Below are 16,616 nucleotides of genomic sequence, written 5' to 3'. Positions count from 1 at the left end.
ATCTTGCTGTGGCCCAACAGGTCGCGGGCGCGGGGAATCGGAGCGATCGCAGCATGTGGGTACGGTGGCCGAGGTTTGCCGCGCAGTCTTTTTGTTTTTTATTTCTCGTAAGCGTCATGGTCTCGCCGGGGCAGGCGGGGTCGCAAGACATGTTGGCGCTGATGCAGCGCATTACGGCGCTGGCGAAGGAGGGCCGCTATGGCGAGGCGGTCGGCTTTGCCAGGAAGCTCGTCGTTGAGGCCGAGAAAAGCGCGGGGCGACAATCGCCCCTGACCGCGACCACGCTCGTCGTGCTGGGTCAGGCGCTCCAGACGAAAGGCGAGACCGCTGAGGCCGTAAGCGTGCTGAGGCGGGCCCTCGTCATTCGCGAGAAGAGCCTTGGTCCCAATCATCCCGATGTCGCAGCCGTGCTCGCCACGTTGGGCCAGATCGAACTCGGCCAGAACCGGCTCGGCGATGCCGAGCGCGACATGTCGCGCGCGATCGCCATCGACGAGAGCGTGCTGGGCCCTGACCATCTCACCACGGCGCTGGCGCGGATGCAGCTCGGCAATCTCCGTCACCGCCAGATGAAGGAGACGGAGGCGCTCGATCTGTTCAATCGTGCCCTCGTGGTGTTCAGGAAGTCTCCGGGACAGGCTGACATCATGATCCCGGTCACCTTGAACAACATCGCGGAGGTCAATCGGGCGCAAGGCCGGTTACAGCAGGCCGAGGCGAGTTTTGCCGAAGCGCTTGTGCTTCAGGAGAAGCAGCATGGGCCGGACAGCATCTATCTGACAGCGACCCTCAACAATCTCGGCGAGCTCCGCCGTGCGCAGGGACGGCTTCCGGAGGCCGAGCAATTGGCCCGGCGGACCTTGGCCATCAGGGAGAAGGCGCTCGGACCTGATCATCCAGATGTCGCCGCGAGCCTCAACAATCTGGCCCTGGTGTTCTCGCGCGAGGGCCGGGACGCCGAGGCCGAGGGGCTGCTGACCCGCGCGCTCGCGATTCAGGAGAAGGCCGTCGGGAGAGAGCATCCGAGCGTGGCGACGGCATTGAACAACCTTGCGGAGGCCTGGGCCCATCTCAATCGCAAGCAGGAGGCGGAGCAGCTGTTCCGCAAGTCGCTGGTGATCCGCGAGAAGGCGCTCGGTCCGGCGCATCTGGATGTCGCGATCGCGCTCGACAATCTGGTCACGCTGATGAGCGAGGCCGATCGTTACGCCGAGGCCGAACCGTTCGCGCGCCGGTCCCTTGCGATACGCGAGGCCGCGCTCGGGGAGGCTCACCCGCTGGTCGCCAACAGTCTCAATAATCTGGCCGTCATTCTGGACAGCACCGGCCGGCCGCAGGAGGCCGAGCCGCTGCTGAAGCGCGCGCTGGATATCCGCCTGCGCGCTCTCGGCGAGCAGCATCCGGATGTTGCCAACAGCCTCGCCAATCTCGGCGCCCATCATATCGATTTGAAGGATTGGCAGCAGGCCCGCGACGCGTTCGCGCGCGCGGTCGCGATCCAGAACGGCCGGCGCGCCGCCGAGCAGGAGAGCCGCGGCGATGTGAAGGTCCATGAAGAGACCAATCCCCATCCCGGACTGATCGTAGCCGCCTATAACCTCGCGAGCGCCAATGCGGGGCAGGCCGGCGCCTTGCGATCGCAGGCGTTCGAGGCGGCGCAATGGATCGGTGACGAGCAGGCTGCGCGGGCGATTGCCGGCATGTCGGCCCGCATCGCCGATGGCAGCGGGGATCTCGCCGCGCGCGTCCGTGAGCGGCAGGATCTCGGCGCGCAAGCAGTCGCGACCGACAATATGCTCGTGGCGGCGATCTCGCAGGCGGATGCTGCGCGCAATCCGGCGGCGGAGCAGGCGCTTCGTGCCCGAGCCTCGGCCATCTCAGGTCAAATCCGGGAATTGGATCGCACGATCGCTGCGCAGTTTCCGGACTATGCAGCGCTCGTAACGAAGGCGCCGATTGCGATCGAGGATGCCCAGAAGCAGCTTCGTCCCAACGAGGCGATGTTGCTGTTCACGACGACGTCGCGCGCCACCTTCGTCTGGACCGTGACGCGCTCGGACGTGCGCTGGCATTCGGCGGATCTCGGCGAAAAGCAACTCGCTGAGGCCGTCGGCGCCTTGCGCTGCGGTCTGGATACGGATGCATGGCTGGACAAGGCGACCACATGTCCGCAGAAGCTCGGCCGCAAGACCCCGCTTGGGGCGGACGAGCCATTGCCGTTCGACCAGGAGCGCGCCTTTGCGCTCTACCAGGCGCTGCTCGGGCCTGTCGCGCGCGACATCGACGGCAAGGAGCTGATCCTGGTGCCGTCAGGCCCGCTGGCGACGCTGCCCTTTCAGGTCTTGCTGACCGAGAAACCGGCTGCCGGCCAGGATCTCGCGACGGCGCCCTGGCTGGTCAAGCGATTTGCCACCACAGTGCTGCCTTCAGTCTCCAGCCTCAAGGCATTGCGGCAGGTCGCACGCAAGAGCGCGGCGTCGAAACCGTTTCTCGGCGTCGGCAATCCCGTGCTCGACGGCGATGGCCGCAGCGATGTCGCGATGGCGCGTGCCAAGCTGGCGCGCCAGATCCAGACCTGCGCCGCCCTCCCGACGCAGGCGACCCAGGTCGCACAACGGAGCTTGCGTGCCGTCGACGCCCTGTCGGGCGGCACCGCGGACATCGTGCAGCTCAGGCGGCAGATGCCGCTGCCGGAAACCGCGCTCGAACTGTGCGCGGTGGCCAGCACCTTCGCGCCCGTCAAGGGCGACGTCGTCCTCGCCGGAGACGCCTCCGAGACCAGGATGAAGACGCTCGGCCAGAGCGGCGATCTCGCGAAATACCGCATCCTGCATTTTGCGACCCATGGCGCGCTTGCGGGGCAGGTGCGTGGATCGATCGAGCCCGGACTGATCCTCAGCCCGCCAGCGGCGCCGACGTCCACCGATGACGGCTATCTCTCGTCGTCGGAGATATCCGGCCTCAAGCTCGATGCCGATTGGGTGATCCTGTCGGCCTGCAACACCGCTGGCGGGCAGGCCGCCAATTCGGAGGCCTTCTCCGGTCTTGCGCGGGCCTTCTTCTATGCCGGCACGCGCGCGCTGCTGGTGTCGCACTGGGCGGTGAACTCCGACGCCGCGGTCGCCATCACCACCGGCACGATCGACGCGATGAAGACGCATCCCGATATCGGCCGAGCTGAGGCGCTGCGTCGCTCGATCTCGGCACTGATCACCAAGGGCGGCGAGAGCGCACAGCCCGCAACTTGGGCGCCCTTCGTGTTGGTGGGGGCCGGCGCCATCTAGCGGTTCAGCGCGCCGCCGCGCGCTGAACCGGCTGGTTGCGGGGATGAGTGAAGCCGCGCTTGCGGCCGTTAACCAACCATCGCTTGCTCTTCCTGCACGACGAGCCCATGCTTGCCAGGTTCCTGGGCCCATCGGACAGGCCCAGTAGACCGCGTCATCGCGGCTTCCGCGGGGGCTTGACCCATGAACTGCTCTTGCTGCGGTTCCGAGGTTCAGAGCGGCTTTGCTTTCTGCCCGAAGTGCGGCACGAAGCTGCCGAACGCGTGCCCCGGCTGCGGCTATGCATGCGCACCGGATTTCACGTATTGCCCGAAATGCGGCGCCCTCGTCAGTGAGACCCCCAAAGCCGGGGGACAGGCGCAGCCGAGCCGGCCGCCAGCGCCGGTCAGAGCGTCGTCACCGCCGCTGGCGCCGGCGGTCGACCCTCACCAGGCTTTTCGACCGCAGCCGGACAGGATGGACAACGAAGCCAACCGCCGCACCATTACCGTGCTGTTTGCCGATCTCAGCGGCTTCACCGCGATGAGCGAGCGCCTCGACCCCGAGGTCATGCAGGCCCTTCAGAACGAATTGTTCAAGGAGCTGACGGAAGCGGTGCAAAGCTTTGGCGGCTTCGTGGACAAATTCATCGGCGATGCGCTGCTGGCGCTGTTCGGCGCGCCAGCAGCGCACGAGGACGATCCGGAGCGGGCGGTCCGCGCTGCACTCGACATGATCAAGCGGACGGAGCAGCTCAGCGAGCGTGCGAAGGTCTATGCCGGCGCACCGCTGCTGCTCCACATCGGCATCAATACCGGGCACGTGGTTGCGGGCGGACTGGGTGTGGGCGTTGCCAAGTCCTATTCGGTAACCGGCGACACGGTGAATACCGCGCAGCGATTGCAGTCGATGGCGCCGCCGGACGAAGTGCTGGTCGGGCCCTTGACCTACCGCCTGACCCGGCATGCGTTCTCGTATGAATCGCTCGGAGAGGTCTCGCTCAAGGGCAAGATGGGCAGTGTCCTGGTCCATCGTCTCAAGGGACCGCTCGACACGCCGCGTGCGGCACGAGGCCTCGACACGCTGGGCCTCAGTGCGCCGCTGATCGGCCGCGACGTCGAGCTTGCCCGCATGATAGGCAGCCTCGATCGCGCGTGCGGCGGTGCGGCGCAATTGGTGCGGCTGGTCGGCGAGGCGGGCATCGGCAAAACGCGCCTGGTGAACGAATTCGTTGCCCGCATCCGCGATGAGGAGCGCTTCGCAGGTGTGGCGATCCGGCAGGCCGCCTGCTCGCCCCTCGGCGAACAATCCTACGGCACGCTCGCCGCGGTGCTGCGCAGCGCCTATGGCATCGCGCAGAAGGCCAGCGCTGCGGCGGCTGAGGCCAGGCTGGCTGAGGCCCTGTCGGAGCTTGGCCTTCCGGCCGAAGAGGCAGAGCGGCTGATGCCGCTCTATGTCCATGTCCTTGGCCTCGGCGGCCCGGACGCCGCATTGCAGCACGTCGAGCCCGAACAACTCCGGCGGCAGATATTCTTTGCGATCCGGACCGTCTTCGAACGGCGCCTGGCCTTGTCACCGCTTCTGATCATCGTCGAGGATCTGCACTGGGCCGATGCCGTCTCCCTTGAGGCGCTGCGGTTCCTGATGGACCGGCTGGAGCGCACGCGGTTGATGCTGTTGTTTACGCATCGGCCAATGCTGGAGCTGGATCAGTTCAGTTCGGGCCGGATCAGCCACACGACCCTTCGATTGCTTCCGCTCGGTGACGCCGACGGACAGAACTTGCTGGCGGCTTATTTCAGTCACGGTTGGCGCGAGCCGCCGGGAAATCTGTTCAGTCGAATCCTGGAGCGCGCGAGCGGCAATCCGCTTTTCCTCGAGGAAATCATCCGCGGTCTCATCGAGGCCGGCGCCTTGGAGCGTGACGGCTCGCAGTGGCGGATAAAGTCGGATGAGGCCGCCGCCGACATCCCGGCAAGCATTCAGGCGCTGTTGCTGGCGCGGCTGGACCGGCTGCCGCATGAGGTGCGCCGGCTGGCCCAGGAGGCCGCGGTGATCGGCCCGCGCTTCGACGCGGCTCTGCTCGGTGCGACGGCAACCGGGCCGGCGAAGGTCGAAGTGGGCCTCGAACTTCTGTGCGACGCCGAGATTGTCGAGGAGGTTGCGGGCGCAAACTCGATCTCGCTGCGATCCTACCGTTTCACGCAGACCATGCTGCAGGACGTGATCTATCAAAACCTGCTCTTGCAGCGGCGGATCGAGCTCCATGGACGGATTGGTGCCGCGCTGGAGCGGCTCTATGGCAGCGAGCCCGAACGGCTCGAGGACCTCATCCTGCTCGGTCATCATTTTGGCCTGAGCGCGCACAAGTCGAAGGGCGCGCGCTATCTGCGCGCGGCCGGCGATCGCGCACGCGCGACCTATGCCAATGACGATGCCATCCGTCTCTACCAGCAGGCCCTCGCCATGTTGCTGACCGGCGCCGAGCGCGAGCCGGAACGCCTGGTTCTGTACGAGCGGATCGCAGACCTCTGCGCCGCGGCGGGCCGCCGCAACACGGCCGAGGAGCACTACCAGAGCGCGCTGGAGGGGCACCGCGCCGCAGAGGACCGCATTGGCCAAGCGCGAATCCTTCGCAAGCTTGGCAGGTTGTTGTGGGACGCCGGCAAGCGGATCAACGCAGAGAGGCATTACGCCGAGGCGGCTGACCTGCTTGGAGGGACCGATGCGCCGATCGAACGGGCGCACCTCTTGCAGGAGCGCGGCCGTCTCGCGTTTCGCATGGGCGATCACGTGGCCGCCGCGACATGGGCGGACGAGGCGCTTGGCTACGCCCGATCCGTCCCGGCGGACGCGGACGAGCAGGCCGGACTCGAGGCGGCGCGCGCCATTGCCGAGGCTCTCAATACCAAGGCGGTTGCACTGGCACGGCTTGGACGACACCAGGATGCGGTGCGCGAAGTGGAGCAAAGTGTCGCGGCAGCCGAAGCCGCCGGCCTTCTCAATGTGGCCTGCCGCGGCTATACCAATCTCAGCGTGCTCTACACGATTGTCGACCCGACGCAAGCCATGGAGGTCTGTCGGCGCGGACTGGATGTCGCGCATCGTATTGGCGATCTCGGGTTCCAGGCGCGTCTTCTCGCCAATTTTGCCGTTGCCTGTTGCACCTTCACGGACAAATGCACCGACGAAGGTGTGCCGGCTGCCGAAAAGGCAATCGAGATCGACCGTGCGCTCGATCAGCGCGAGCATCTCCCCGTGCCCCTGATCGTGCTCGGGCAAATCCACCAATGCCATTTCCGGCCCGATCAGGCGGCCCGCTGCTACAATGAGGCCATCAAGGTCGCCAGCGAAACCGGCGAGCCGCAGCAGCTTTTTCCGTGCTATGATGGTCTCGCGACGCTGAACCTTGATCGCGGCGACATGCCCGAGGCCGAGCGGTATTTCGCGCTGGCCGATGACGTCTGCACCAGGCACGGGCTTGATCCCGCCGGACTGATTGTACTGCCATTTCTTGACTAGGTCATGTGAAGGAGTTCAACCATGTCAGAACGTCATGTCGATGGACCGCTGCAACCGGGTGATCGCGCACCGAACATCGTGCTGGACGCCATCACCCGCGAAGGGAAGATCGCGCTCGAGGATTTTCGCGGGCAAAGTCCGATATTGGTCGGCCTGTTTCGAGGCCTGCACTGCCCGTTCTGCCGCCGCCATATCGCGGCCCAGGCGCAGCTTGATGCGGCCTTGCGTGACAAGGGCGTCGAAAGTCTGACGGTCGTCAATACGCCGATCGAGCGCGCTCGGCTCTACTTCCGTTATCACCCGTTGCCCAATCTGCTTGCCGCGTCCGATCCCGAGCGGGTCTCGCACCGCGCGTTCGGCCTGCCCAATCTCGAGTTCACCGAGAAGGAAACCGAGTGGCCGCGCAAGGTCGGCATGGATGTGGTCATGAGCATGCAAGTGGACATTCCCGGAGAATTGCCCGGGCCGATGAATCGTTTGGCGGCCGCCGAGCAGCTCAACAACAAGGATGGCTACGAGATGATGGAGGCCGATCAGCGCATGGCTGCAACCGGCCAGGGCCAGCTATTCGGCCAGTTCCTGCTCGATCGGGAAGGGGTCGTGCGCTGGGCCTTTACAGAAGTTCCGGAAGGCGGCCAGCGCATGTTCGGGATGCCGAGCCCGGGTGAGTTGATGTCGGCGGCCTCGCAGGTGGCGGGCTAGACATCGTCGCGCGGTTGGCGTGGTGCCCTTGACCGCAGCAGGCACGAGCCGGTGCGCTCGAGGTGCAGCCGCCGTTTTCCCGGCCACGCTTCGCGCGTGACGAACGATTAATCCGAGCGCACTTAATCCGAGCGCACGATGACCGACATTCAGGAAAGGCTCCTCGAAAGCAAGATGACCGAGATCGAGCGGGCCCGATCCTGGAGCCCCCGCGTGATCTCCAAATTCGAAACGCTCATCAGGAGCGGTGCCGATCTATCGCTCTACCGCGTCAATCCGCTGGCATTCGCGCGCGACCGCGCCATTGCAGAGCCGGAAAGCATCGACCTGTTTCTCTATGCGACGAGAAGCGGGCTATTCGAGATGAGCTGGGATGTTGTTTGTCCCCAATCCGGCATGGTGCTCGATAGCTTCGGCGCCTTGCGCACGCTCAAGACCCACTATGTTTGTGGTTTGTGCGACGTCACTGGTGAAACCGATCTCGACGACTTCATAGAGGTCACGTTTACGGTGTCGCCCCAGCTTCGGCGGCTTCCGTTTCACGATCCTGCCTCCCTCTCGGTCGAGGATTTCCATTGGAAGCTTCGATTTCTGAATGACGCGCGAATACCTGGCCAACAAATCCGATTTCTCGACTATTTGCATGCGTTCGTTCGCGGCCTTTCGTTCTTGCCGCCAGGCTCCGCCACGACCATTCGTTGCGAACTCGGTCCCGGCGCTCTGGCGGGGGTCAATATTCAAACCCAGGCTGCGTTCGCCGTTGCGGTGGCCGGCGAGCCGACAATCTCGCCGACAATCTTGCGAGTTGGATACGATGGGCAGCGCTTTTCCCCCTCGCTGGCCGCCGTGCCGCCCGGCCCCGTCATTGTCGAGGCGGAGAACCGCGGATCCACGCGAGGCTCCCTGCTCCTAATCAACTGGCCGCCTGAGGTTCTGGCTCAAGCGATCAAGCCGCCGCTTGATTTCGATCCCTACATGTCCGGCGGGATGTTGCTCGCGAGACAAACGTTTCGCCGCCTGTTCCGGTCAGAACGCGTGGACGAAAAGGAGGGCCTGGGTATCCGGCAGGTGACCCTGCTGTTCACGGATCTCAAAGGTTCGACCGCCATGTACGAACGGCTCGGCGATCTCAATGCCTATGCGCTGGTCCGCGAACATTTTGCCTTGCTCGGTGCGACCGTTCAGGAACATTCCGGGGCCATCGTCAAGACGATCGGCGATGCAGTCATGGCGGTCTTCTCTCGCCCGACAGACGCGATTTCGGCGGCGCTTCACATACTGGGGGAAATCGAACGCTACAATTCCGACCATGGCGATCCGAGCATCATCCTGAAGATTGGAGCCCATTGCGGCCCCTCCATCGCCGTGACCCTGAACGACAATCTGGATTATTTCGGCCAGACCGTAAATGTTGCCGCTCGTGTACAGTCGCTGGCGGACGCGGGCGAGATTTGTATCTCGGAGGCGCTGTATTCGGCGCCGGGAGTGAGCGATCTCCTTTCCCGGCATGCAATCGCGGTGTGTGAAGCTCCTCTTCGCGGCGTTGAAGGAAATGCCAGCGTGTATCGTGTCGTGCCCGGGTAGGACCCTTACGTCCCTTGCCGGGGCAGCTTCTTCGCGAGCGCGGCTGCCATGGCCGAGATCAGCGGCCGCATGAAATAGGCTTCATCGGTCGGCGAGACGTCCGTCCGCAGTCCATGCGCAGCAAGCTCGCCCGAGACCGCCGGGCCCACCGACGCAATCAGCGTCCGGTCGAAGCCGGCGCGCAGCTTCGCCTCGCTGCCATGCGCCTTGGCGGCCTCGATCAGGCGGCGGACCTGGCCGAGATTGGTGAGCGCGACGGCATCGATCCGCCCCGCGGCCATGTCGTCGATGGCGGTGATGATGTTGGTATCCGCTGCTTTGGAATCGTAGGCATAGGGCAGCACGGCATCGACCTCCGCGCCTTGCGCGGCAAGGGCGCCGATCAGCGCGCTATGGTCCTTGTCGGGATAGAGCTGAAGGCCAAGGCGCCGGCCCTTCAGGTCGAGCTTGCCCAGCATCTCGATCACGCCCTCGGTGGTCGGCTTTTCCGTGGTCTGCTGCGCCTCGAGGCCGATCTCACGCAGCGCCTTGCCGGGCTTCGGTCCGCGGGTGAATTTTCGCGATCCGGCGAGGGCCGCGACAAACGCGCCGTCGAGCCCACGCGTCCGCGCGAGTTTCATGATCCGCCGAAGGCCTTCGCCGGTCATCAGCACAAGGTCGTCAAGGGGCCTGTCGATGGCGCGGCGGATCCAGGCCTCGACCGGGGCAGGGTCCGGTGCATCCTGGATGGTAAACATCGGGCATTGCACGACCTCGGCGCCTTGCTCGGCCAGAAGCTTCGAGAACTGCGCCTCCTCGCGCGTTTCCATGATCAGGATGCGGTAACCGTTCAAGCGCTCGGCCATGGGCGTACTCCGGTCAGTTAAAGCAATCGTCCGTTCATCCTGACTCCGCGCTTCAGGTCGAAGCAAGTCTTGGTCGAAGCAAGTCTTGGTCGAAGCAAGTCTTGGGATTGGCGCAAGGGGACGTCGGTGATAGAGCAGGGCGCAAATCGCGGGTCGTTCCGCATCATTTGCCCAAACCTTCATCAAGAGCCAAGCCTGTTCATCAACATGCCCGATCATCAATATGTCCTGACCCTGTCCTGTCCGGATCGTCCCGGCATCGTCTCGGCGGTGTCGACGTTTCTCGCCCACAACGGACAGAACATTCTCGATGCTCAGCAGTTCGACGACATCGAGACCAAGAAGTTCTTCATGCGCGTGGTGTTCACCGCGGCCGATCTCGCCGTGGAACTGTCGGCACTCCAGACCGGCTTTGCCGCGATCGCCGAGCGTTTCGGCATGGACTGGCAGATGCGCGACCGGGCTGCGCATCGCAAGGTGATGCTGCTGGTCTCGAAGTCGGACCACTGCCTGGTCGACATCCTCTATCGCTGGCGCACCGGCGAACTGCCGATGAATTTGGCCGCGATCGTCTCCAACCATCCGCGCGAGGTCTATGCTGGGCTCGATTTCGGCGGTGTCCCGTTTCATTATTTGCCCGTCACCAAGGAGACTAAGCGCGAGCAGGAGGCGCAGATCCTCGATCTCGTCGGCAAGACCGGGACCGATCTCGTCGTGCTTGCCCGCTACATGCAGATATTGTCCGACGATCTTTCGGCAAAACTGTCGGGACGCTGCATCAACATCCATCACTCGTTCCTGCCGGGGTTCAAGGGCGCAAAACCCTATCACCAGGCCCATGAGCGCGGCGTCAAGCTGATTGGCGCCACCGCGCATTACGTCACGCGCGACCTCGACGAAGGCCCGATCATCGACCAGGACGTCGAACGCATCAGCCATCGCGACACGCCGGAAGATCTCGTCCGCAAAGGCCGCGACATCGAGCGCCGCGTGCTGGCGCGTGCGATCCGCTACCATCTCGACGACCGCGTCATCCTCAACGGTCGCAAGACCGTGGTGTTCATGGATTAGCGAATAGGGAGTGGCGAGCAGCGAATGGAAGTGGGGGCGTACTCGCCACTCCCTATTCGCCATTCGCCCCTTATCGCACCGCGCCGGCCGACGTCGTCCCCGTCGCGCCTTTCTGCGCCTGCTCTTCCTTCTCGCGATCCGCCGCCGGCAGCAGCCGCTTGCGTTCGCGCTCCTTCATGTAGGCGTCGTATTGCGGCGTGCCCGCTCGCGGCGGGGCATCGGCCGGCAGCCCGCCGGCCCATTGCGGGACGTAGTCGCCCATGCCGGCGGAGAGTCTTTCGTTGACGGTACCGCAGCCTGCAAGGTTGGAAGCCAGCAAGGCAACGACGGCAGTGATTGAAGGCATACGGATACGCATGAGCATTTTCTGGGTCGATCTGGACCGGGCGCGGGATGACCGGCGCCCGATGGGCGCCAGCGGCGCACTCTAGTCCTCAACAAGTAAAATTGGCCTATTCCACGACTGTTTTCTTTGTATACAAAAAGGTAAAATGGTAGTCAATTTTTTGCGTTGATCCGCTTCTATTAGGTGGTACGGTATACAATCCGTATTCTTCCCGAGGGGCAATTGGGTTGAGTGGGTTCTCTCGTCGTCCGGGCGAATGTTCGAATTCTGCAAAGCAGAGGCGGATTTCTCCAACCACGTCGCCGCCAGGCGCTCCTACAGTGCGGCATCAACCCGGAGGACCCCGCTCGTACAGCGACAGGCTTTTTTGTTGACAGGGCCATTTTATTTGTACAATCGTACAAATGTCTCCCCCGCCGTTGATCCGATCGCGCGGCTTGCGCCGAATGGTCGCCCAACGTCCGATTGACAATGGGGTTGCAGAGGACGCCATGTGGCCGCGCGGCATGGCACGTCCGTAGGTTAAAGCGCGGCAAGGACCGGGTACTCGGTCTGGCGCATAACAGGTCAGGAATGAAGGGGAGGGACATCTGATGTTCGAACGAAGAATCTTTTCACGCACCGTCGCAGCAGCCGCCATCGCGGGCGTTGCAGGTCTTGCGCCTGCCAAGGCCGAGGACAGCGTCAAGGTCGGCCTGATCCTGCCGATGACCGGCGGCCAGGCTTCGACCGGCAAGCAGATCGAGAACGCGATCAAGCTCTACATGCAGCAGAAGGGCGACACCGTCGCCGGCAAGAAGATCGAGATCATCCTCAAGGACGACGCTGCGATCCCGGACAAGACCAAGACCGCCGCGCAGGAGTTGATCGTCAACGACAAGGTCAACTTCATTGCGGGCTTCGGCGTGACACCGGCCGCGCTGGCGGCCGCGCCGCTGGCGACGCAAGCCAAGATCCCGGAAGTCGTGATGGCGGCCGGCACCTCCATCATCACCGAGCGCTCGCCCTATATCGTGCGCACCAGCTTCACGCTGGCACAGTCCTCGACCATCATCGGCGACTGGGCGGTGAAGAACGGCATCAAGAAGGTGGCGACGCTGACCTCGGACTACGCGCCGGGCAATGACGCGCTGAACTTCTTCAAGCAGAACTTCACCGCGGGCGGCGGCGAGGTGGTCGAAGAAGTGAAGACGCCGCTCGCCAATCCCGATTTCGCGCCGTTCCTGCAGCGCATGAAAGACGCCAAGCCCGATGCGATCTTCGTGTTCGTGCCGGCCGGCCAGGGCGGCAACTTCATGAAGCAGTATGCCGAGCGTGGCCTCGACAAGGCCGGCATCAAGGTGATCGGGCCGGGCGACGTCACCGACGACGACCTGCTCAACAACATGGGCGACGCCGTGCTCGGCACGGTCACCGCGCATCTGTATTCCGCGGCGCATCCCTCGCAGATGAACAAGGATTTCGTCGCAGCCTACAAAAAGTCGTTCGGCAATCGTCCGGGCTTCATGGCGGTGAGCGGATATGACGGCATCCACCTGATCTACGAGGCGCTCAAGAAGACGAATGGCGACACCGACGGCACCAAGCTTGTCGAGGCCATGAAGGGCCAGAAGTGGGAGAGCCCGCGCGGCCCGATCTCGATCGACCCCGAGACCCGCGACATCGTGCAGAACATCTACATCCGCAAGGTCGAGAAGGTCGACGGCGAGCTCTACAATGTCGAGTTCGCGACCTTCGAAGCCGTCAAGGATCTCGGCAAGACCAAGAAGTGACCCGCGAAAGCGGGTCATCCCCGAGCGCGCTTAGCGCGCATCGGGGATCTCGACATCGTTGAAACCAAATTCCGGGGCCAGCGCTACGCGCTGCTCCGGAATGACGAACGCCTACAGGATCGACCCACTCTACGATGACCTCTATCCTCACCAACCTGTTCGATGGCGTTGCCTACGGCATGCTGCTGTTCGTGCTCGCGTGCGGGCTTGCGGTCACGCTCGGATTGATGAACTTCGTCAACCTCGCCCATGGCGCCTTCGCCATGGCCGGCGGCTACGTCTGCATGGTGCTGGTCAACCGGATGGGCTGGCCGTTCTTCGCAGCGCTCCCGCTCGCTTTCGTCTCCTCTGCCGCGATCGGCATCGCGCTCGAACGGACGCTGTACCGCCACCTCTATGCGCGCAGTCATCTCGATCAGGTGCTATTCACGATCGGCCTGACCTTCATGTCGGTCGCTGCCGTCGACTACATCCAAGGCTCTTCGCGCGTCTTCATCAACCTGCCGGCGGCACTTCAGGGGCAGTTCGACCTGTTCGGCGTCGGCATCGGCCGCTACCGGCTGATGATCATCGTGATCTGCGGCCTGCTCACCATCGCGCTCCAGATGGTGCTGGCCAAGACCCGCTTCGGCAGCCGCCTGCGCGCCGCCGTCGATGACCCGCGCGCCGCAAGCGGCCTCGGCATCAACGTTCCGCAGGTGTTCGCCTTCACCTTTGCCTTCGGTTGCGGGCTCGCCGGCCTCGGCGGCGCGCTGAGTGCCGAGATCCTCGGCCTCGATCCGTATTTCCCGCTGAAGTTCATGATCTACTTCCTGATCGTGGTCACCGTCGGCGGCTCATCTTCGATCACCGGCCCGTTCCTGGCCTCGCTCCTGCTCGGCATCGGAGACGTCGCCGGCAAATATTACGTGCCGAAGATGGGCCCCTTCGTGATCTACACCATGATGATCGTGATCCTGATCTGGCGTCCGAACGGCCTGTTCGGCCGCACGGCCGCGCGTTGAGTTCGCCGATGAGCGCTTCCTCCGACGTCGGTCATCACGCCCAGCGCCAGGCGCGCTGGCACTACGGCGAAGTCGCCTTCTGGCTAATCGTGCTGGCCTGCGGCTTTGCATTTCCCACGCGCTATCTGATCATGACCGACATCCTGCGGCTGGCGTTGTTTGCGATGTCGCTCGATCTCATCCTCGGTTATGCCGGCATCGTCTCGCTCGGGCATGCTGCCTTCTTCGGCGTCGGCGCCTATGCCGCGGGGCTTCTCGCGCTTCATGGTATCGTGAGCGAGCCCGTGCTGGCGTTGATCGTCGCTGGCCTGGCCGCGATGGTGCTCGGCTTTGCCACCAGCTTCCTGGTGATCCGCGGCGTCGACCTGACGCGCCTGATGGTGACGCTCGGTATCGCGCTGCTGCTGGAAGCGCTCGCCGAGCGTTTCTCCAACGTCACCGGCGGCACCGACGGCCTGCAGGGCATCGAGATGCAGCCGATCTTCGGCCAGATTCCCTTCGATATGTTCGGCAAAGCCGGCTTCTTCTATTCGCTGGCCGTGTTGTTCGTGCTGTTCCTGTTGGCCCGTCGCATCGTGCATTCGCCGTTCGGCCTGTCGCTGCGCGCGATCAAGAACAATCCGCTGCGCGCCGCCGCGATCGGCATTCCCGTCAACCGCCGCCTGATCGCGATCTACACGCTCGCGGCGTTCTATGCCGGCGTCGCGGGCGCGCTGTTCACCCAGACCACGGCGATCGCCTCGCTCGACGTGTTTGCCTTCGAACGCTCCGCCGATCTGATGCTCGTGCTCGTCATCGGTGGCACCGGTTACCTCTATGGCGGACTGGTTGGCGCGGTGATCTTCCGCATGCTCCAGGAAGTGTTCTCCACCATCACCCCGCAATACTGGCAGTTCTGGATCGGCCTCGTGCTGGTCGTGATCGTGTTGGTCGGCCGTCAGCGCCTGCACCGCTGGGTGCTGTACGTGCCCAATCTGGTCATCAGGCAGATTGCGGGACGCAAGGCCGTCGTCGCCGTGCCGGAGAGCGACGCATGACCATCGTGCTCGAAACCCAGAATCTCGAAAAGCAGTTCGGCGGGCTGCGCGTCACCCGCGATCTGTCCTTGAAGATCGAGCAGGGCGCCCGCCACGCGCTGATCGGCCCGAACGGCGCCGGCAAGACCACGGTCATCAACCAGCTCACCGGCGTGCTGAAGCCGAACTCGGGCCGCATCCTGCTCGAAGGCCAGGACATCACGGATCTGCCCGTGCACAAGCGCGTGCTGCGCGGCCTGTCGCGCACCTTCCAAATCAACCAGCTCTATCCCGACCTGACACCGCTCGAAACCATTGGCCTCGCCGTCTCCGAGCGCCTCGGCCATGGCGGCGACTGGTGGCGGCGGATGGGCACGCGCAGCGACGTCAACGGCGAGATCGCCGATCTGCTGGCGCGCTTCCATCTGCTCGACGTCATGAACGAACAGACCGTGACGCTGCCCTACGGCAAGCAGCGCCTGCTCGAGATCGCGGTTGCCATCGCCGCTAAGCCGCGCGTGCTGCTGCTCGATGAGCCCGCCGCCGGCGTGCCCGAGAGCGAGCGCCACGACATTCTCGCGGTCGTCGGCAGCCTGCCGCGCGACGTCACGGTGCTGCTGATCGAGCACGACATGGACCTCGTGTTCTCCTTCGCCGACCGCATCTCCGTGCTGGTTTCGGGCGCGCTGCTCACCGAGGGCCCGCCCGAGCAGGTCGCGCGCGATCCGCAGGTCAAGGCCGTCTATCTCGGCGAGGAGGCGGTCAATGTCTGACCTGCTCGCGATCGATGCACTTCGCGCCGGTTATGGCGAGGCGGTGGTGCTGCCCAACATGTCCTTGCGCCTCGCCGAGGGCCAGGTGCTGGCGCTGCTGGGCCGCAACGGCACCGGCAAGACCACGCTGATCAATTCGATCGTCGGCGTCACCCGCCGCTTCTCAGGCAGCGTGGCGCTCGCTGGCACCGATGTCACGTTGCTCCGGCCTGACCAGCGGGCGCGCGCCGGGATCGGCTGGGTGCCGCAGGAGCGCAACATCTTCCGCTCGCTCACGGTGGAGGAGAACATGACCGCGGTGGCGCAGCCCGGTCCCTGGACGGTCGAGAAGGTCTACGAGATGTTCCCGCGGCTGAAGGAGCGGCGGAGCAATTTCGGCAACCAGCTCTCCGGCGGGGAGCAGCAGATGCTGGCGATCGGCCGCGCGCTCACCCTCAATCCGAAAGTGCTGCTGCTGGACGAGCCGACAGAGGGCCTTGCCCCCATCATTGTCGAAGAGCTCTTGAAGGCGATCGGCAGCATCACGCGGGCAGGCGGCATCTGCTCGATCATCGTCGAGCAGAATGCCCAAAAGATTCTGGGGCTGGCCGACCGCGTTGTGATATTGGAGCGCGGGACGATCGTCCACGACGCTCCGAGCGCCGCGCTGAAAACCGATCCCTCGGTCCTGGAACGCCATCTCGGCGTCGCCGGGGCGGCGGCTCACTAAACTAAAATG

12 protein-coding genes are annotated in these 16,616 nt (G+C 64.3%); 10 read left to right on the top strand and 2 right to left on the bottom strand.

Annotated elements, in window-relative coordinates; genetic code table 11:
• The first annotated feature begins 149 nt into the window (after nucleotides 1–149).
• From RAD04_RS21840 to RAD04_RS21825, 4 genes are all read left to right on the top strand, one after another.
• Nucleotides 150–3,284, top strand: a complete 3,135-nt coding sequence (locus RAD04_RS21840) for a CHAT domain-containing tetratricopeptide repeat protein (RefSeq protein WP_461625400.1) — start codon at nucleotides 150–152, stop codon at nucleotides 3,282–3,284.
• A gap of 183 nt (nucleotides 3,285–3,467) precedes the next feature.
• On the top strand, nucleotides 3,468–6,785 hold the full coding sequence (locus RAD04_RS21835) for an adenylate/guanylate cyclase domain-containing protein (RefSeq protein WP_461625399.1): 3,318 nt from the start codon (nucleotides 3,468–3,470) through the stop codon (nucleotides 6,783–6,785).
• 21 nt (nucleotides 6,786–6,806) lie between these two features.
• The gene (locus tag RAD04_RS21830; protein WP_104463652.1) at nucleotides 6,807–7,487 is read left to right on the top strand and encodes a redoxin domain-containing protein; all 681 of its coding nucleotides are present in this window, start codon (nucleotides 6,807–6,809) and stop codon (nucleotides 7,485–7,487) included.
• Between the two features lie 138 nt (nucleotides 7,488–7,625).
• Complete coding sequence (locus RAD04_RS21825) at nucleotides 7,626–9,071, top strand: DUF5939 domain-containing protein (protein ID WP_461625398.1); 1,446 nt, start codon at nucleotides 7,626–7,628, stop codon at nucleotides 9,069–9,071.
• A 5-nt stretch (nucleotides 9,072–9,076) separates the two neighbouring features.
• Here RAD04_RS21825 and RAD04_RS21820 read toward each other — a convergent pair whose 3' ends face one another.
• On the bottom strand, nucleotides 9,077–9,916 hold the full coding sequence (locus RAD04_RS21820) for a uroporphyrinogen-III synthase (protein WP_461625397.1): 840 nt from the start codon (nucleotides 9,914–9,916) through the stop codon (nucleotides 9,077–9,079).
• A 207-nt stretch (nucleotides 9,917–10,123) separates the two neighbouring features.
• Here RAD04_RS21820 and purU point away from each other — a divergent pair, with 207 nt between their 5' ends.
• The gene (gene purU / locus RAD04_RS21815; RefSeq protein WP_104463655.1) at nucleotides 10,124–10,987 is read left to right on the top strand and encodes a formyltetrahydrofolate deformylase; all 864 of its coding nucleotides are present in this window, start codon (nucleotides 10,124–10,126) and stop codon (nucleotides 10,985–10,987) included.
• 70 nt (nucleotides 10,988–11,057) lie between these two features.
• Here the strand turns inward: purU and RAD04_RS21810 are convergent, their stop codons facing one another.
• Complete coding sequence (locus RAD04_RS21810) at nucleotides 11,058–11,351, bottom strand: hypothetical protein (protein WP_461625396.1); 294 nt, start codon at nucleotides 11,349–11,351, stop codon at nucleotides 11,058–11,060.
• Between the two features lie 575 nt (nucleotides 11,352–11,926).
• On the opposite strand from RAD04_RS21810, the gene RAD04_RS21805 reads away from it, so the two are divergent.
• From RAD04_RS21805 to RAD04_RS21785, 5 genes are all read left to right on the top strand, one after another.
• Entirely contained in the window at nucleotides 11,927–13,105 is a 1,179-nt protein-coding gene (locus tag RAD04_RS21805; protein WP_461625395.1) for an ABC transporter substrate-binding protein, read from the top strand.
• 134 nt (nucleotides 13,106–13,239) lie between these two features.
• Entirely contained in the window at nucleotides 13,240–14,109 is an 870-nt protein-coding gene (locus RAD04_RS21800) for a branched-chain amino acid ABC transporter permease (protein ID WP_212250637.1), read from the top strand.
• An 8-nt stretch (nucleotides 14,110–14,117) separates the two neighbouring features.
• Nucleotides 14,118–15,146 carry a branched-chain amino acid ABC transporter permease gene (locus RAD04_RS21795; protein ID WP_461625394.1) on the top strand — a complete coding sequence of 343 codons (1,029 nt, stop codon included), beginning with the start codon at nucleotides 14,118–14,120 and terminating at the stop codon, nucleotides 15,144–15,146.
• A complete protein-coding gene (locus tag RAD04_RS21790) occupies nucleotides 15,143–15,898 on the top strand; it encodes an ABC transporter ATP-binding protein (protein ID WP_212250633.1) in 756 nt (251 codons plus the stop codon). The genes RAD04_RS21795 and RAD04_RS21790 overlap by 4 nt, the downstream gene beginning before the upstream one ends.
• Entirely contained in the window at nucleotides 15,891–16,607 is a 717-nt protein-coding gene (locus RAD04_RS21785) for an ABC transporter ATP-binding protein (RefSeq protein ID WP_461625393.1), read from the top strand. The genes RAD04_RS21790 and RAD04_RS21785 overlap by 8 nt, the downstream gene beginning before the upstream one ends.
• The last annotated feature ends 9 nt before the right edge of the window (nucleotides 16,608–16,616 follow it).

The sequence above is a fragment of the Bradyrhizobium sp. 25ACV genome (assembly GCF_054863005.1).
Note: the sequence above shows the minus strand (reverse complement) of the source record. Positions and strands in the feature narration are given on the sequence as shown.